This is a genomic window from Bacillus sp. B1-WWTP-T-0.5-Post-4 (assembly GCF_009183795.1).
Lineage (GTDB): Bacteria > Bacillota > Bacilli > Bacillales > Bacillaceae_G > Bacillus_A > Bacillus_A cereus.
Genome location: NZ_WEIJ01000002.1, coordinates 21,121 through 37,872, shown reverse-complemented (window position 1 = coordinate 37,872; position 16,752 = coordinate 21,121). Strand labels below are relative to the sequence as shown.

The following is a 16,752-nucleotide window of genomic DNA, read 5'->3' as shown; positions in this document are numbered from 1 at the left end:
ATGGGAAGAGGGATTGTTTTGAAATGTATAAATTGTGGGCAACCTTGCGAGGAGGAACAGTTAAATTGTGCAAGTTGTCAGCGAAACTTGGATAATGAACAAGAGGAAGGTAGCTCGTTAATAGATAAAGAACTGGAAGTATATGTAGGGAGACAATATCCGTATTACAAAAGGAAATGGGATCTTGAGAATAAGCGGATTGCTAGGTGGAGCTGGAATGGTTGGGCTGCTATTTTCAATATAGGCTGGCTAGGATATCGTAAGTATTATGTACCAGCTGCTTTATTTATGTTGTTATTAGTAGCGTGTGATGCATTTTCGTATTATATGGGATTTAATGTAGCGTTGCCAATCATTAATATGGTGCCTCTTACGTTTTTATTACTCATTTTTATTCTGTTTGGAATGGGGATTTTTGCAAATGGATTATACTATCAATTTGCGGAAAGACGTATATACCGAATAAAAGCAAGAGAAATAAAAGATAAATCAGTTGAAAACTATCTAATCAATGATAGCGGCGGAACGAGCAAAATGGGAGCGACAATTGTTACTATTTTAGCAGTTGCTAGCATATTTTTTAGTCATTTCTTTTTTCCGACTGATCGAGACGTTATTCAAAAGGTTCGTACAAGCTCGCTTTATGAATATCCTTTCTTTTCAATAGGTGAATCTTTCGAAAATTATTTTCAAAATTCAGGTTGGATATATTATCGTGGAACGGAAGGGTTAGAATTAGTAGAATTCCAAGGATATAACACCGGAACGCCAAGACAAAAGGTGAAGATTCAATTTGTTGTCGATTATAAATTAGGTGAAGTGGAACCATACTCACTTATGGTTAATGGTGAATCTAAAACTGAAGAAGAGTTTTTGAAGCTGATGGAAGAAATATTTAAAGTTCAAAATCCATTTGATATAGAGGATGGATTACAAGTAAATGCTATTCAAGAAAGCGGCTGGAAAGAAATTTCCGATCGCTTTTTTCTATGTTTGTTAAAATAAATATTTAAAATAATCAGAATCTTTTGTATAATGAAATATATTATATAGGATTTAACTTATACATATAGATTGGGGGAAGGAAGAATGAAGAGAAAGACAACAACAATTGCTGCACTTGCGTTAACGACAAGTGTATTGGTTGCAGGATGTGGGAATGGTGAGAAGGCTTCGACAACGAAGAAAGAATCGAATAAGGGAATGGCCGATAAACAAGTTTTAAATTTGCTAGAAACAGCTGAAATTCCTTCAATGGATACATCTAAATCAACGGATTCTGTATCTTTCCGTGTATTTGTAAATGCAATGGAAGGTTTATATCGTCTAGATAAAGATAATAAACCAACACCAGGTATGGCAAAAGATGTGAAGATTAGTGAAGATAAAAAGACATATACATTTGAATTACGTGATGCGAAATGGTCAAATGGTGATCCAGTTCGAGCACAAGATTTTGTATATGCATGGCAACGTACATTAGATAAAGCATTAGCGGCAGAATATGCATTCATTTTATTTGATGTGAAAAATGCACAGAAAGTAAATAAAGGTGAATTACCAGCAGATCAATTGGGTGTTAAAGCGAAGGATGATAAAACGTTGGTAGTAGAATTAGAGCAACCAGCACCTTATTTTCTTGAGCTTACGTCGTTCCCTACATTTTTCCCATTAAATGAAAAATATGTGAAAGAGCAAGGAGATAAATACGGATTAGAAGCAGATAAATTAGTATATAATGGACCATTTACAATGAGTCAATGGAAACATGAACAAAATTATCAGTTGAAGAAAAATCCTAATTATTGGGATAAAGATACTGTAAAATTAGACGAAATTAATGTAAGTATTGTGAAGGAAACAAGCACGGGAGTAAATTTATATGATAGTGATCAAGCAGATCGAGTTATTTTAACTTCTGAATTTGTTGATAAATATAAAAAGAATAAGCCAGATGAATTTAAAACGAAGTTAGATCCACGCATATATTTCTTACGTTTTAACCAAAAAAATGCAACATTTAAAAACCAAAAAGTACGTGAAGCGATTGATTTAGCATACGATAAAAAAGGAATTGCTGATGTCATTTTAAATGACGGTTCATTGCCAGCATATTTCTTAGTACCTGAAAAATTCACGACAGGTCCGGATGGAAAAGATTTCCGCTCTGTAAATAAAAACTTCCGTGATAGTAAAGATAATGCAGAGAAAGCAAAAAAATTATGGGAAGAAGCGAAGAAAGAGCTTGGTCAAGATACAATTACGGTTGAATTACTAAACGATGATAACGGTAGCCGGAAAAAAGTAGGCGACTTTATTAAGGAAGAACTAGAGAAAAACTTGCCTGGTATTAAAGTAAATTTGAAACAGCAACCATACAAGCAGAAGCTAGATTTAGAAAAGAAATTCCAATACGAATTCTCATTATCTGCATGGAGCCCTGATTATCCGGATCCAATGACTTATATTGATATGTTTGTTACTGGAAGCTCATTTAATGAAATGGATTATTCTAATCCGAAGTATGATGATTTAGTAGCGAAATCAAAAGGAGAGCTATTAAAAGATGATAAAGCACGCTGGAATGCACTTGCGGAAGCTGAAAAAATCTTAATTGGTCAAGACGCAGCAATTTCTCCTACGTACCAACAAAGTACAGCTTATTTAGAGAAGCCGTTTGTAAAAGGCATTGCTAACCATACGTTTGGCGGGGACTTCAGTTATAAATGGGCATATATTACAAAAAAATAGTATAATAAAAGGTGAGTGAATTTTCGCTCATCTTTTATTTGTATAAGGAGGAATTATAGTTGTTAAGGGGAATCAATCATATTTGTTTTTCGGTATCTAATTTAGAAAACTCTATTATGTTTTATGAAAAAGTATTAGAAGGAGAATTATTAGTTAAAGGAAGAAAATTGGCTTATTTTAACATATGTGGAGTATGGATAGCGCTTAATGAAGAGACGCATATTTCGAGAAATGAGATTCATCAATCTTATACGCACATTGCATTTTCTGTTGAACAAGAAGACTTTAAATGTCTAATACAGCGATTAGAAGAAAATGATGTTCATATTTTACAAGGAAGAGAACGTGATGTAAGAGATTGCGAATCTATATACTTTGTTGATCCTGACGGTCATAAATTTGAGTTTCACTCAGGGACACTGCAAGACCGTTTAAATTATTATAGAGATGAGAAACCTCATATGACATTTTATTAGGGAGGGATAGCATTTGCATGCACTTGTAATTGGTGGAACAGGAATGCTAAAGAAAGTTTCTATGTGGTTTTGTGAGAAAGGATTTTATGTTTCTATTATCGGGCGAGATGAAGTGAAATTAGAAAATGTTAAGCGAATGAGTTCTGCACCAGAAAATATTACATGCCTTTCGTTAGATTATCATAATGATGAAGATGTAAAGCTAGCTATTAAAAGTACAATTGAGAAAAATGGCCCAATCACATTAGTTGTTGCATGGGTACACACAAGTGCAAAGCATGTACTATCAAATATTTGTAAAGAACTAGATTTGTCGTCTAAAACATATAGTTTATTTCATATTTTAGGTAGTAAAGCATCACGTATGCCTGCACAAAAAATAGGGAGTACGCGATGTATTTATCATAGAATTATTTTAGGTTTTATTTTAGAAGATACATATGGAAGATGGCTTACTCATGAAGAGATAGCTGATGGAGTTATAAAAGGGATTGAAAGTAAACGAGCGGAGTGGATTGTAGGGAGAGTTGAACCGTGGGAATTACGACCAACATGGTGAGGGGGAGTAAGAAATGAAAACAACTATATATGTAACAAGGCATGGTGAAACAGAGTGGAATGTAGCGAAGCGAATGCAGGGACGGAAAAATTCTGCTTTAACTGAAAATGGTATAGTTCAGGCGAAACAATTAGGGAATCGAATGAAAGATTTACCAATCCATGCGATCTATAGTAGTCCGAGCGAAAGAACACTTCATACGGCAGAGTTAATAAAGGGGGAACGTGATATACCCATTATAGCGGATGAGCATTTCTATGAAATCAACATGGGTATATGGGAAGGACAAACAATCGCGGATATAGAAAACCAATTTCCAGAAGAAGTGCATCTGTTTTGGAATGAGCCACATCTTTTTCAGTCAACATCAGGCGAAAATTTTGAGGCCGTTTATGAAAGAGTAATTGAAGGGATGCAGCTTCTTTTAGAGAAGCATAAAGGACAAAACATATTGATTGTTTCTCATGCGGCAGCAGCAAAATTACTTGTAGGGCATTTCGCGGGAATTGAAATAGAAAATGTGTGGGATGATCCATTTATGCATAGTGCCAGTTTGAGCATAATAGAATTTGAAGAGGGTATTGGTAAAGTGAAACAATTTGCAGATATAAGTCACTTTCAATAAATGTAAAAAAGGCCGCAAAACGGCCTTTTTTGGGTGGTATAAAAACTAGCAGTTACGTTTTTTATACCAGAAGTGATCGAATTTCTTATTTTTGCAAGATGGGAATTTATGTCCGCCTTTGCAATCATTCCATTTGTGTCCGCTATCGTGACAGTCTTTACCATGATCACATGAATCATCGCAAGAGTGACCGTGTCTGTTAGGGAAGAATTCGCATTTTTTACAGAAACTTCGTTTTGTCCAGAAAAATTTCTTTTCAAAGCGTATGCATTTTGTAATGAATGTACAATGTTTTCTGCGAGTACGTTTTGTAACTAATACGCATTCTTTTCTACGCGTTACTTTCGTAACGAACGTCCATTTTTGAACACGTACACGTGTACATTTCGTAACAAATGTCCATTTTTTTACGTGCGTACATTTTGTAACGAACGTACAATGTTTCACGCGAGTACATCTTGTTCTTGGACATTTACCCCCAGTTGTACATTTACATCCAGTTGTACAATGATGATGAGTGAATTTATCATCATCGCATTCAAAAGTACTTGGATCTTGGTGTAAGAAATCCTCCATCCCAGCACTTTTGATTTCTTCAACAGCTTTTCTAATATCACGTTTCATAGAAATCCTCCTTATCATGTATTAAAGTGAAAAGGTATTCTTTTTCCTTAACATGATATGTATGTAGGCATCTTTCTGAACAGGACAAGAGTGTAATTTTATATAAATAGATGATTGCGGATGTATGGACAAGACAAGGCGCATACATTGAATGAAGAGAACTGAGAAGGGATGAGAAAACATGCTGCCTTCATATGATTTTTTTGTTCATCCAATGTACTTAGTGGAATTGAAAAAGGACATTTGGTCAGATAGTCCAGTGCCAGCAAAATTAACTTATGGAAAAAAGAAGTATGATATTGATATCGTATACCGAGGAGCTCATATTCGCGAATTTGAGAAAAAGTCTTATCATGTTATGTTTTATAAGCCTAAAAAATTTCAAGGTGCGAAAGAGTTTCATTTGAATTCGGAGTTTATGGATCCGTCTCTCATACGAAATAAATTATCTTTAGATTTTTTTCATGATATTGGTGTACTTTCGCCAAAATCACAACATGTATTTATAAAAATTAATGGTCAAATTCAAGGTGTGTATTTACAGTTAGAATCGGTTGATGAAAATTTTTTGAAAAATAGAGGATTACCGAGTGGTTCTATTTATTATGCGATAGATGATGATGCGAATTTTTCATTAATGAGTGAACGAGATAAAGATGTTAAGACAGAGCTCTTTGCGGGTTATGAATTTAAATATTCGAATAAAAATAGTGAAGAACAACTGAGTGAATTTGTATTTCAAGCGAATACTTTGACGAGGGAAGCCTATGAAAAAGAAATTGGGAAGTTTCTACATGTAGATAAATATTTACGATGGTTAGCAGGAGTTATTTTTACGCAAAACTTTGATGGTTTCGTTCATAACTATGCACTATATCATAACGATGAAACAAATTTATTTGAAGTTATACCGTGGGATTATGATGCGACTTGGGGGCGAGATGTACAAGGGAGACCACTTAATCATGAATATATTCGCATTCAAGGGTATAATACGTTAAGTGCAAGATTGCTAGACATACCTGTATTTAGAAAGCAGTATCGAAGTATTTTGGAAGAAATATTAGAAAATCAATTCACAGTTTCGTTTATGAGGCCGAAAGTAGAAGGGTTGTGTGAATTGATTCGCCCATATTTACTACAAGATCCATACATGAAAGAAAAATTAGAAACATTTGATCAAGAGGCTGATATGATTTATGAATATATAAATAAAAGAAGAAAGTATATACAAGACCACTTACATGAATTAGATTAATTTTGAAAGAGATTGAAACGTTATCAATCTCTTTTTTTTGTATAATAAAGATGTATCAATAAAAATGAAGTAATATATTTGATAGAGAATGGGGATGCGGATATATGACGATTAAATGGATTGATTGGGTAAAACAAATACAATCTATAGCTCAAGCGGGTTTAACGTATTCTAAGGATGTGTATGATATTGAGCGTTTCCAGCAATTACGAGATATTTCTATTTCAATGATGTCACATTACACGAAAACAGATTGGGAAGTCGTAGAGAAATTATTTGCACGTGAGACAGGCTATCAAACACCTAAAGTTGATATAAGAGCGGTTGTTTTTCAAAATGAAAAGTTATTATTTGTGAAAGAAAAAAGCGATGGGAAATGGGCATTGCCAGGTGGATGGGCTGATGTCGGTTATACGCCAACCGAAGTTGCAGCAAAAGAGGTTTTCGAAGAGACTGGTTATGAGGTAGATCATTTTAAGTTACTAGCTATATTTGATAAAGAAAAACATCAACCCTCTCCATCGGCGACGCATGTATATAAGATTTTCATTGGATGCGAGATTATTGGTGGAGAAAAGAAAACTAGTATTGAAACAGAAGAGGTGGAGTTTTTTGGTGAAAATGAATTGCCTAATTTATCAATTGCTAGAAATACAGAAGACCAAATTAAAGAGATGTTTGCCTACATGAAGGACCCGCAGAAAGAGAAATTAATAGATTAATCCTGCTTGAATTGTACATATTGTTAAAATGAAGATATTGGCAGATTGCAGCCTTTATGTAATAATGGGATGGTATGTGAAGAAAAAAGGAGATAAAAAAGAACATGTTAGCAAACATAATAGATCAGTTATTGCAATTTTTTGCAAGCTTAGGTTACTTTGGAGTAGCTCTTGCTTTAATGATTGAAGTAATCCCGAGTGAAATTGTACTTTCGTATGCTGGCTTTTTAGTAGCGAATGGTAAAATTAGTTTTGTGGGTGCAGTTATCGCCGGAACGATTGGTGGTACTTTAGCGCAAATCTTTTTATACTGGCTTGGATACTACGGAGGGCGTCCGGTTGTAGAGAAATATGGGAAATATCTACTTATTAATAAACATCATTTAGACATAGCGGAAGGTTGGTTTAAGCGTTATGGAGCAGGCGTAATATTTTCTGCGCGCTTTATCCCAGTAGTACGTCATGCGATCTCTATTCCAGCAGGGCTAGCTAAGATGCCATTAAAACTATTTACACTTTATACGGTTGTAGCGATCATTCCATGGTCAATTCTATTTATATACTTAGGTGAAAAACTTGGTGGGAATTGGCGACAAATTAAAGAGTATGCATCTGATTACACACATTACATAATTATAGGAGCTGTTCTTTTTATTGCTCTATACTTTGGTTTAAAGTATTTCAAAAAGAAAAAAGCAGCGCGTTAAAGTCAATGATTTTTCATTGGCTTTTTTTGTTTGTTTCGGTTCTAAAGAAAAGGAGTTGTCCATAATGTGTAATAATAAAGCGTAGCGGAGGAATGTGATGAAAGGGTCACCGTTTATACGTGGAACGATATTTTTAACGATGGCAACGATGATATCAAAAATGTTAGGGTTTATATATGTTATACCATTTACAGCGATGGTCGGTACGAGTGGTTACGTTCTATACACATATGCATATCGTCCTTATACCATCATGCTCAGTATAGCAACAATGGGATTACCGCTAGCTGTTTCAAAGATGGTATCAAAATATGATCAACTGAATGATTATCATACGGTTAAGAGAGTGTTGAAAAGTGGAATCGTGTTTATGTTTATAATGGGAGTCATTTCGTGTTTTACGTTATATATGCTAGCTCCGCATTTAGCTAAACTTGTCATCGATGGGAATGATCAAACGGGGAATAGTGTAGGAGCGGTTACTACTAATATTCGAATTGTAAGTTTTGCGTTAATACTTGTGCCAGTAATGAGTTTATTAAGGGGCTTCTTTCAAGGATTCCAATCGATGGGGCCTTCTGCATTAAGTGTAGTTGTAGAGCAATTTTTTCGGGTTTTAACCATTTTAATAGGAAGCTTTGTCGTTTTATATGTTTTAAAAGCTTCTGTTTCGCTAGCAGTTGGTATTTCAACGTTCGGTGCATTTATGGGAGCTGTAGGTGGATTAACTGTTTTAAGTGCGTATTATATAAGAAGGAGAAGGCACTTAAAGAAAAAAGAGATGGAAAGTATACCACAAACAACGAAATCTTTTTTCTCATTGTATAAGGAGCTCTTTACATATTCTATTCCTTTTGTTGTGGTGGGCTTAGCAATTCCGTTGTATCAGACGATTGATACATTTACAATTAATAAACTACTTATACAAATAGGGTATATGCAAGGAGAAGCGGAAAAAATTAATGCGATAATTGGTCTTGTTCAAATGGTTGTGCTTATCCCGGTATCCGTTGCGACAGCTTTTAGTATGTCTCTCGTACCAGAGATGACGAAAGCTTACACAGCAGGAAATACGAAGCTATTGTACAAACATTTTACGAGAACAAATGTATTAGTAGTAGCAATTACGGTACCGGCGGCAATTGGAATGATGGTGTTAGCCAAACCTGTATATACTCTTTTATTCGGTGCTGGAAATGATCCAGAGATGGGGAGAATCATTTTACAGTATTATGCTCCTGCTTGCATACTATTTTCTCTTTTTACAGTAACGGCTGCTATGCTACAAGGAATCAATCAACAGCAGAAGACGGTGCTAGGACTAGTGATTGGAATTATTGTGAAGATAGTTTTAAATATTGTATTGCTTCCGTATTTCGATTATGTAAGTTTTATCATTTCAACATACGCGGGTTATACGATTTCAGTCGGGTTTAACTTGTGGATGCTTTCTAAATATGTTATAAAGGCAACATAAGCTTTTAAGGCAGAGAGCACTCTGTCTTTTTCTATGTTTATCCCGCTTTAACGGGCAGTGAGACCCTCACCTCAAAATTCAGCGAAAAAAAGAAGTTTGGTTGGGGGCGGATAACCCGTAAAAGCCCGATTTGTAAGGGCTAATAATTGGTGAGGATGAAGCCCCCCACTGATTAAAGTTTCACTTTATAATATTTTTCTTATAAAAACGTTTTCAAAATAATTTTTCTATTGAAATTTAAACGTATGTTTCATATGCTGAGAATGGCGGTTTAAAAACTGTGATTTAAGAGAGGTAGATTCCTACATGTAAAAAGAATCGGGGTGATAGTATGTTAAATATATATTTAACAGACCGAAACGGAAAACTACAAGAGATTGAGGAAATGCAAAAGGGGTGCTGGATTAATGTACTTCATCCAACAGAAGAAGAAATTCAATATCTAGTACAAACTTTAAATGTAGACTTAGATTTCATTAAAGACCCTTTGGATGATGAAGAACGCTCTCGTATTGAAAAGGAAGACAATAATACTTTAATTATCGTGGATATTCCGACAGTTAGACATGATGAAGAAGGAAATTCGATTTATGACACGATTCCAATAGGTATGATTGTGATGCCGGATTGTTTTGTTACAATCTGCTTAGAAGAGAATCCAATTTTTGAACGTTTTATTAATCAACGTATTAAAGAATTTTATACGTTTAAGAAGACGCGCTTTGCACTTCAGCTCTTATATACGATTTCTACTTATTATTTAAGATACTTAAAGCAAATAAATCGAAAAACAATTGATTTAGAGCATCAATTAAATCAGTCAATGAAAAATAAAGAGATTTTCACATTGTTAGGCCTTGAGAAAAGTTTAGTATACTTTACAACGTCATTAAAGGCTAATAAAATTGTAATTCAAAAGTTAATGCGTAATAGTACATTTTTAAAAATGTATGAAGACGATCAAGATTTATTAGAAGATGTATTAATTGAAAATAAACAGGCTATTGAAATGGCGGAAATATATAGTCACATTTTAAGTGGAATGATGAATACTTTTAGCTCCGTTATATCAAATAATTTAAATAGTGTTATGAAACTGTTAACGTCAATTACGATCATTTTATCTTTACCGACGATGGTTTCTAGTTTCTTTGGAATGAACGTAAAGGTTCCGTTTGAAGGGGAAGCCCACGGTTTTGTAATTGTACTCATCATATGTGTAACACTATCTTTCACGTTAGCTTTTGTTTTTTGGAAGAAACGTTACTTTTAACGATAAGAAAGCTGCTCTAGCATAGTTATATAACTACGCTAGAGCAGCTTTTTTGCTATGAAATCTCAAATTTTGAATAGAATATAACTTGTACAATGTAATGTATATAAAGGGTATGTATGCCATATAAACCTTGTTCAATTAATGAAATGGGGTTAAAATTACATATTGTTAATGAAAAGTTGGAGGAAATACATCATGGAATTGTTTCAATTACCGAAAGCATTCCTGCAAATGAATACAATTTTTATCTCCATATTGATCGAAGCACTTCCTTTCGTGCTCATTGGTGTATTTATTTCAGGATTCATTCAAATGTTCGTGACAGAAGATATGGTGGCAAAATGGATGCCGAAGAACCGATTTCTGTCTGTTTTATTAGCTACTTTTTTAGGTATGTTGTTTCCAGGTTGTGAATGTGGAATTGTTCCGATTGTAAGACGATTAATTGGAAAAGGCGTTCCACCATACGCAGGGATTGCATTTATGTTAACTGGACCTATTATTAATCCAGTTGTATTATTTGCTACTTATGTTGCCTTTGGGAGTAGTATGCACATGGTATGGTATCGTTCTATTGTAGCGATTATCGTAGCCATTATCGTTGGAATTATATTATCCTTTATGTTTAAAGAACTTCAATTAAGAGATGATCACTTCCCAGAAGTGAATAATAAGCGTCCACTGCGTAAAAAAATGTGGGATGTATGTACACACGCTGTTGAGGAATTCTTCTCAATGGGAAAATATTTAGTACTAGGTGCGTTAATTGCAGCAGCGGTACAAACGTTTGTACAAACTTCAACACTTCTTGCTATTGGACAAGGTCCGTTTTCTTCATCAGCTGTTATGATGGGACTTGCTTATATATTATCACTTTGTTCAGAGGCAGATGCATTTATCGCTTCTTCGTTCCAAAGTACGTTTTCAACAGCTTCACTTGTCGCGTTCCTCGTTTACGGACCGATGGTGGATATTAAAAATATGTTTATGATGCTTGCGACATTTAAAACTAAATTTGTAATTGTTGTTATAGTTACAGTTACTCTTGTTGTTTATGCAAGCTCACTACTCATTTATGCGATGGGGTGGTAGGTTATGTTTCGAGCATATATATTATTAGGTTTTACAATATTAATTGCGCAGCTTCATATTTCCGGTAACATTACGAAGTATATCAATATGAAGTATGCCTATTTATCAACAACAGCAGCAATTATTTTAGGTTTCTTAACGATTATACAAATTATCGTCGTTTTCCAAAAAGAGCACCAAAAGGAAAAAGAGAAAAATGATTGCAGTTGTGACCATAGCCATTGCGGGCATGATCATTCAAAAGATGAGAATACATGGTGGAAAAAAGCATTTTCGTACTCCTTGTTTTGTTTTCCAATTATCTCAGGGTTATTTTTCCCAATTGCGACGTTAGATTCGGATATTGTTAAAGCGAAAGGATTTCACTTTCCTGTTGCACAAGCAGAAAGTAAGGATCCATTTATGACAAGACAATTTCTAAGACCTGATACGAGCATTTATTACGGGAAAGAAGGATACCGTGGTGTAATGGAAAAAGGGAAGAAAGAGTTTGTTACGAAAGACAATATTAATTTGAAAGATGAAGACTTCCTAAAGGGTATGGAAACAATTTATAATTATCCTGGCGAGTTTACTGGGAAAAAATTATCTTTTAAAGGGTTTGTTTTTAGGGATGATTCTTCTAAAAAAGAACAATACTTCTTATTCCGTTTCGGTATTATACATTGCGTAGCAGATTCTGGTGTGTATGGTATGTTAGTGAAAAAGCCAGAAGGCGTAGAGTGGAATAATGATGACTGGATTCAAGTAGAAGGAGAGATAACTACTGAGTTTTATCAGCCGTTTCATGCGAATATTCCTGTATTAGAAGTAACAAAATGGAATAAAGTTGAACAGCCGAAAGAACAATATGTATTTAGAGGAGCCGATTGATAAAATCGGTTCTTTTTTGTGGACTAAAAGTTCTGAATGTTGTTAATATTAAACGTGTAGTTCATTTAGTATAGTGATTATTGAAATATTAGGGATAAATCATTAAAGGGGTGATAACAATGACAGAAGTAAAGGGGAAAACAGCCAATGAGTCAAGGGTGTTCAAAACGAGCCGAGTATTCCCAACAGATTTAAATGATCATAACACGCTATTTGGTGGGAAGATATTAGCGGAGATGGATATGGTTGCTTCTATTTCAGCATCCAGACATTCGAGAAAGGAATGTGTCACAGCATCTATGGACTGGGTCGATTTCTTACATCCTGTTCGTTCTTCAGATTGTGTTAGTTATGAATCTTTCGTAATTTGGACGGGAAGAACTTCGATGGAAGTGTTTGTGAAGGTAGTAGCTGAAGATTTAATTTCAGGTGAGAAGCGTATAGCGGCAACGTCATTCGTTACTTTTGTGGCACTTAGTAAGGAAAATAATCCAGTTCCAGTACCGCGTGTTATCCCTGAAACAGAAGAAGAGAAAGAATTACATCGTATTGCTGTGTTACGTGCAGAACAGCGTCATATACGTAAGGCAGAGAGTAAGAAAGTAGCCACATTGTTAACCTTTTGAGATGAATATTTAGCCATTTAAGTTGCTATAGCAGTCGGAAATGGTTTTAAAATGAAAAGCGGACACCTAAAAATAGGTGTCCGCTTTTATAGTTTTTTCATCCACATATCATATGACAGTAGCTACTTAGCAGAAGCAAGCAGCACCGACGATGATTAAGAGGATAAATAATACGACTAATAGCGCAAATCCATTACCATGTGCGAAGCCCATTGTTATTTCCTCCTTTTATTTTAAGATACAACATACAATATGCAAATGAGCTATTGTTTGATATGGACATATATCATGCAATGACATATTTTCTTGAATGATAATGTAATAAAAAAGGGAAGATATAGAAATAACAGTAAGTGGAGAAAGGAATTTATCCATGAAGCACTTTTTCGCTATAATCCTTTGTTTAATAGGTGTATTCATTTGGATGAACATCGATGTGGAAATGGGGAAGGAAATGGCTAGTGAATATGAATTAGGACAAGTTCGATTAGGTGAATTTCAATTATATACGAACGGTGAAGAGTTATATAGAAAATTATTTGAGGATATAAACGATGCAGAAAAGTATATATATATCCATTTTTATATTGTAGGAAAAGATGAAATAAGCCAAGAGTTTTTACAGTTATTAGAGAAAAAAGCATCTAGCGGAGTAGAAGTGAAATTGTCAGTCGATCGGATAGGTGGATATAAGCTGAAGAAAAAGGTAATTAGCCGATTAAAGGAAAACGGTGTGAAGTTTACATTTAGTAAAAAACCGAAACTGAAAAATGTGTTCTATTCTTTGCATCAACGGAATCATAGACGTATTGTTACGATAGATGGAAAGGTATCATACGTCGGTGGTTTTAATATCGGAAAGGAGTACCTTGGACAAAATCCAAAGTTTGGGCCATGGCGTGATTATCACGTGCGCATCCATGGTGAGGGTGCAGCGGATATGGAAAGAAAGTTCGCCGAAGATTGGAAAGAAGATACAGGAGAAAAAATGCCTATACATGAAAGTATACCTACATTAGGGAATGTGAAATATCAATATTTATTTTCAAATGGAAAAGGCTTATGGGAAAAGTATGGGGCACTTTTAAAAAAGGCTAAAAAGTCTTTAATTATCGCTACACCATATTTTGTACCAAGTAAAGAAATGGTGAAAGAGTTAAAAGCTGCATTAAATCGTGGTGTTAATGTGAAAATTCTCGTGCCATTTAAAAGTGATGCCATATTGTTAAAACAAGCTGCCTATCCATATTTGAAAGATATGTTACATGCTGGAGCGGAGATTTATCAATATCGAAATGGATTTTTTCATGGGAAAGTAACAATTATTGATGGAGAAATTGTTGATATTGGGACAGCGAATTTTGATAATAGAAGTTTTTATTTAAATTGTGAGTCTAACTGTATCATATATGATAAAACAGTTGTTGATGAAGTATGGAGTCGATTACAGGTAGACTTTCATAAATCAAAACGATTTTCTGAAGAAGATTTTGAGAAAATTAGTAGATGGGATTGGTTTTTAGCGAGAATAGCGAATGTTTTAGCATCATATTTATAGTATATGGACAAAAGAGAAGGGAGGCGCTTTAATGGACTGTATGAAAGAATTAATGAAATATAGTTATATGCTAATATACAAGGTTGGAGAGTATGCTGGAAAGGTCAGAGACGAAGAATTAAAAAATCTATTACAGCACCATTTACCATATATGTTACAAGCATATAATGAACAAGTAAATTTTCAAGAAGGAGAGAATGTGCAGCATATAACCTGTGAAACAATGGAGTTTGATTTGCATGAAATGGGAAAGGAAACAGTTAGTAAATATACAGGGGATATTCATATTGCAACCAGTTATATTGCGCATTTGAAACGATTAGCTTTAAAGTTTGCTCAAGTTGCAGTGGAAGTTGCTAACCCAGAGTTTCGCTCATTTTTGGAAAATTGTTTCCTGAAAATGAACCGTTACGCTTATAGTGTGTGGCAATATGTTATGAAGAAGGAATATAAGATTACACATCTATATGAAAATGAAAAGTTTGCATGAGAAACTAAGGCGAAATGGTATGCGCCTTAGTTTTTTTTACGTCTATTGAGAGAAAAAACTAGTTTTATTGTGTATCGATTGGAAATGAAATATATAAATTAAAATTAGGTTTTGTTATCGGAAAATTTACAAAAATTTACCGTATATTTACTGTTTTTCAATCTCTCCTTTAAAAATAGAGAGTAATATGAGGTTGTACATATTCTATCACAAGGAGGAAACGCAAATGAACAAATGGGTTAAATCATTAACTGCTATGGCACTTGCAAGTTCTTTATTAATGGTAGGTTGTAGTAAAGGTGAGGACAAGAAGAAAGAAGACGACACAACAACACAACAAGAGGACAAAAAGGATAAAGAAACAAGCGGAACCGAGAAGTCTACTGATTCTAAAGAAAAGAAATAAAGTAATAATAAAGCTTCCTCTTATATATGAGGAAGTTTTTTTGTTGTAAATTGACTGAGATTATTGAAAAATAGAAAGAGAATGAAAGAGGGGGAAAACAAATGAAAGTATGTATATTGGGAGCAACAGGACGAGTAGGTTCAAACATAATTAATTTAGCATTAAAGGATTCAGCTGAAGTGACTGCATTAGCGCGTGATTTAAATAGAATAGAAATACAACATGAAAGGTTAAGAGTGATAGAAGGGAATGTATTGAACGAAAATGATATAAAGAAAGCGATAGAAGGAAGTGATATAGTAATTAGTGCACTTGGAACGGATCAAAATGGAACATTAGCGAAGAGTATGCCACAAATTATAAAGAAAATGGAAGAAGATGGGGTTCGTAGGATCATAACAATAGGAACAGCTGGTATTTTACAAGCAAGAACAGATCTAAATTTATATCGTTTTCAATCAACGGAATCAAAAAGGAAAACGACAACGGCAGCGGAAGATCATTTGGCTGCATATAAGGTACTAAGTAATAGTAATAATTTATGTTGGACAGTTGTTTGTCCGACACATTTAATAGATGGTGAGGCGACAGAGGTATATCGAACTGAAAAAGATATATTGCCAGAGGGTGGATCAAAAATTACAGTGGGTGATACAGCACACTTTGCATGGGATCTATGTAAGAAAAATATATATGAAAATAGTCGAGTAGGTATTGCATATTAAAAAACCATCCCGAAGTCGGGATGGTTAAAAGATGATATAACACAAGAAGATGATAATCATAATGATTTGGAGAATTGCTTTCGCTACTGTACTGCTTAAAAAACCAACTACAGTAGCGACTCCAACTAGAAAAGCATCTTTTGGCGATTTTTTATGTACTAGTTCTGTTATAAATACTGATAAGAACGGTATGATAATAAGTCCGAATGGTGGGAAGAAGAACGAGCCGACAATGATAGAAATCATTCCGACACGTTCACCCCATTTAGAACTACCGTATTTTTTTAAGAAATATCCATTTGCAATAAAATCAGCAACGAAAATGAAAAGAGTGAAAATGACTTGAATAATCCAAAAAGAAGTTGTTAATTCGCCTCCATTTATACCGAAATGGTAAATCAAATATCCAGCCCAGACAGCTAGTATGCCAGGGATAATTGGATAAATAAAGGCGAGAAATGAAACAACGAAACAGGCAATGATACAAATTGTTAATAAAACAGTCAC

The 16,752-nt window shown here is 34.4% G+C and carries 20 protein-coding genes; 17 read left to right on the top strand and 3 right to left on the bottom strand.

The window, feature by feature from the left end:
* The 5 genes from GBN91_RS05805 to GBN91_RS05785 all read left to right on the top strand — a co-directional run bounded on the left by GBN91_RS05805 (position 1) and on the right by GBN91_RS05785 (position 4,411).
* On the top strand, positions 1 to 1,005 hold the full coding sequence (locus GBN91_RS05805; protein ID WP_002023926.1) for a DUF2628 domain-containing protein: 1,005 nt from the start codon (positions 1 to 3) through the stop codon (positions 1,003 to 1,005).
* A gap of 84 nt (positions 1,006 to 1,089) precedes the next feature.
* On the top strand, positions 1,090 to 2,751 hold the full coding sequence (locus tag GBN91_RS05800; protein ID WP_000824278.1) for a peptide ABC transporter substrate-binding protein: 1,662 nt from the start codon (positions 1,090 to 1,092) through the stop codon (positions 2,749 to 2,751).
* 59 nt (positions 2,752 to 2,810) lie between these two features.
* Positions 2,811 to 3,227: a FosBx1 family fosfomycin resistance bacillithiol transferase gene (gene fosB / locus GBN91_RS05795; protein WP_000943774.1), complete on the top strand. Its 417-nt coding sequence runs from the start codon at positions 2,811 to 2,813 to the stop codon at positions 3,225 to 3,227.
* Positions 3,228 to 3,240: 13 nt separating this feature from the next.
* Positions 3,241 to 3,786, top strand: a complete 546-nt coding sequence (locus GBN91_RS05790) for a short-chain dehydrogenase (RefSeq protein ID WP_000543106.1) — start codon at positions 3,241 to 3,243, stop codon at positions 3,784 to 3,786.
* Between the two features lie 13 nt (positions 3,787 to 3,799).
* The gene (locus GBN91_RS05785; protein ID WP_000858832.1) at positions 3,800 to 4,411 is read left to right on the top strand and encodes a phosphoserine phosphatase 1; all 612 of its coding nucleotides are present in this window, start codon (positions 3,800 to 3,802) and stop codon (positions 4,409 to 4,411) included.
* Between the two features lie 45 nt (positions 4,412 to 4,456).
* On the opposite strand, the gene exsB is transcribed toward GBN91_RS05785, so the two are convergent.
* Positions 4,457 to 5,035 (bottom strand): exosporium protein ExsB, encoded by a 579-nt coding sequence (gene exsB, locus GBN91_RS05780; RefSeq protein ID WP_000817498.1) that lies wholly within the window; start codon positions 5,033 to 5,035, stop codon positions 4,457 to 4,459.
* A gap of 181 nt (positions 5,036 to 5,216) precedes the next feature.
* Between exsB and cotH the strand changes: the two genes are divergently transcribed.
* The 8 genes from cotH (at position 5,217) to GBN91_RS05740 (ending at position 13,066) form a co-directional block, all read left to right on the top strand.
* Entirely contained in the window at positions 5,217 to 6,293 is a 1,077-nt protein-coding gene (gene cotH, locus GBN91_RS05775) for a spore coat protein CotH (RefSeq protein ID WP_000938001.1), read from the top strand.
* A gap of 104 nt (positions 6,294 to 6,397) precedes the next feature.
* Complete coding sequence (locus GBN91_RS05770) at positions 6,398 to 7,015, top strand: NUDIX hydrolase N-terminal domain-containing protein (RefSeq protein WP_000153583.1); 618 nt, start codon at positions 6,398 to 6,400, stop codon at positions 7,013 to 7,015.
* A 104-nt stretch (positions 7,016 to 7,119) separates the two neighbouring features.
* The gene (uptA, locus tag GBN91_RS05765; protein WP_000880691.1) at positions 7,120 to 7,722 is read left to right on the top strand and encodes an undecaprenyl phosphate transporter UptA; all 603 of its coding nucleotides are present in this window, start codon (positions 7,120 to 7,122) and stop codon (positions 7,720 to 7,722) included.
* Between the two features lie 97 nt (positions 7,723 to 7,819).
* Positions 7,820 to 9,199 (top strand): putative polysaccharide biosynthesis protein, encoded by a 1,380-nt coding sequence (locus tag GBN91_RS05760; protein WP_000678845.1) that lies wholly within the window; start codon positions 7,820 to 7,822, stop codon positions 9,197 to 9,199.
* A 331-nt stretch (positions 9,200 to 9,530) separates the two neighbouring features.
* Positions 9,531 to 10,472 carry a magnesium transporter CorA family protein gene (locus tag GBN91_RS05755; RefSeq protein WP_000932389.1) on the top strand — a complete coding sequence of 314 codons (942 nt, stop codon included), beginning with the start codon at positions 9,531 to 9,533 and terminating at the stop codon, positions 10,470 to 10,472.
* 198 nt (positions 10,473 to 10,670) lie between these two features.
* Positions 10,671 to 11,567, top strand: coding sequence for a permease (locus tag GBN91_RS05750; protein WP_152121313.1), 897 nt, complete (start codon positions 10,671 to 10,673; stop codon positions 11,565 to 11,567).
* A 3-nt stretch (positions 11,568 to 11,570) separates the two neighbouring features.
* A complete protein-coding gene (locus GBN91_RS05745) occupies positions 11,571 to 12,440 on the top strand; it encodes a TIGR03943 family putative permease subunit (RefSeq protein ID WP_000488043.1) in 870 nt (289 codons plus the stop codon).
* A gap of 119 nt (positions 12,441 to 12,559) precedes the next feature.
* The gene (locus GBN91_RS05740) at positions 12,560 to 13,066 is read left to right on the top strand and encodes an acyl-CoA thioesterase (RefSeq protein ID WP_000141164.1); all 507 of its coding nucleotides are present in this window, start codon (positions 12,560 to 12,562) and stop codon (positions 13,064 to 13,066) included.
* 126 nt (positions 13,067 to 13,192) lie between these two features.
* Here the strand turns inward: GBN91_RS05740 and GBN91_RS05735 are convergent, their stop codons facing one another.
* Positions 13,193 to 13,279, bottom strand: a complete 87-nt coding sequence (locus tag GBN91_RS05735) for a YjcZ family sporulation protein (RefSeq protein WP_000505094.1) — start codon at positions 13,277 to 13,279, stop codon at positions 13,193 to 13,195.
* A gap of 160 nt (positions 13,280 to 13,439) precedes the next feature.
* Between GBN91_RS05735 and cls the strand changes: the two genes are divergently transcribed.
* The 4 genes from cls (at position 13,440) to GBN91_RS05715 (ending at position 16,245) form a co-directional block, all read left to right on the top strand.
* On the top strand, positions 13,440 to 14,624 hold the full coding sequence (cls, locus tag GBN91_RS05730) for a cardiolipin synthase (protein WP_002023919.1): 1,185 nt from the start codon (positions 13,440 to 13,442) through the stop codon (positions 14,622 to 14,624).
* Positions 14,625 to 14,655: 31 nt separating this feature from the next.
* Entirely contained in the window at positions 14,656 to 15,114 is a 459-nt protein-coding gene (locus GBN91_RS05725) for a spore coat protein (protein ID WP_000340527.1), read from the top strand.
* A 226-nt stretch (positions 15,115 to 15,340) separates the two neighbouring features.
* Positions 15,341 to 15,520 (top strand): hypothetical protein, encoded by a 180-nt coding sequence (locus GBN91_RS05720; protein WP_001045960.1) that lies wholly within the window; start codon positions 15,341 to 15,343, stop codon positions 15,518 to 15,520.
* Positions 15,521 to 15,621: 101 nt separating this feature from the next.
* A complete protein-coding gene (locus tag GBN91_RS05715) occupies positions 15,622 to 16,245 on the top strand; it encodes an NAD(P)-dependent oxidoreductase (protein ID WP_000861645.1) in 624 nt (207 codons plus the stop codon).
* Positions 16,246 to 16,269: 24 nt separating this feature from the next.
* Here the strand turns inward: GBN91_RS05715 and GBN91_RS05710 are convergent, their stop codons facing one another.
* Complete coding sequence (locus GBN91_RS05710) at positions 16,270 to 16,752, bottom strand: DUF456 domain-containing protein (protein ID WP_000217339.1); 483 nt, start codon at positions 16,750 to 16,752, stop codon at positions 16,270 to 16,272.

Coding starts and splice junctions, on each gene's coding strand:
- exsB (WP_000817498.1), bottom strand. CDS start 5,035: ATGAAACGTGATATTAGAAAAGCTGTTGAAGAAATCAAAAGTGCTGGG.
- GBN91_RS05725 (WP_000340527.1), top strand. CDS start 14,656: ATGGACTGTATGAAAGAATTAATGAAATATAGTTATATGCTAATATAC.
- cls (WP_002023919.1), top strand. CDS start 13,440: ATGAAGCACTTTTTCGCTATAATCCTTTGTTTAATAGGTGTATTCATT.
- GBN91_RS05720 (WP_001045960.1), top strand. CDS start 15,341: ATGAACAAATGGGTTAAATCATTAACTGCTATGGCACTTGCAAGTTCT.
- uptA (WP_000880691.1), top strand. CDS start 7,120: ATGTTAGCAAACATAATAGATCAGTTATTGCAATTTTTTGCAAGCTTA.
- GBN91_RS05745 (WP_000488043.1), top strand. CDS start 11,571: ATGTTTCGAGCATATATATTATTAGGTTTTACAATATTAATTGCGCAG.
- GBN91_RS05735 (WP_000505094.1), bottom strand. CDS start 13,279: ATGGGCTTCGCACATGGTAATGGATTTGCGCTATTAGTCGTATTATTT.
- GBN91_RS05805 (WP_002023926.1), top strand. CDS start 1: ATGGGAAGAGGGATTGTTTTGAAATGTATAAATTGTGGGCAACCTTGC.
- GBN91_RS05800 (WP_000824278.1), top strand. CDS start 1,090: ATGAAGAGAAAGACAACAACAATTGCTGCACTTGCGTTAACGACAAGT.
- GBN91_RS05760 (WP_000678845.1), top strand. CDS start 7,820: ATGAAAGGGTCACCGTTTATACGTGGAACGATATTTTTAACGATGGCA.
- cotH (WP_000938001.1), top strand. CDS start 5,217: ATGCTGCCTTCATATGATTTTTTTGTTCATCCAATGTACTTAGTGGAA.
- GBN91_RS05740 (WP_000141164.1), top strand. CDS start 12,560: ATGACAGAAGTAAAGGGGAAAACAGCCAATGAGTCAAGGGTGTTCAAA.
- GBN91_RS05750 (WP_152121313.1), top strand. CDS start 10,671: ATGGAATTGTTTCAATTACCGAAAGCATTCCTGCAAATGAATACAATT.
- GBN91_RS05785 (WP_000858832.1), top strand. CDS start 3,800: ATGAAAACAACTATATATGTAACAAGGCATGGTGAAACAGAGTGGAAT.
- GBN91_RS05770 (WP_000153583.1), top strand. CDS start 6,398: ATGACGATTAAATGGATTGATTGGGTAAAACAAATACAATCTATAGCT.
- GBN91_RS05755 (WP_000932389.1), top strand. CDS start 9,531: ATGTTAAATATATATTTAACAGACCGAAACGGAAAACTACAAGAGATT.
- GBN91_RS05715 (WP_000861645.1), top strand. CDS start 15,622: ATGAAAGTATGTATATTGGGAGCAACAGGACGAGTAGGTTCAAACATA.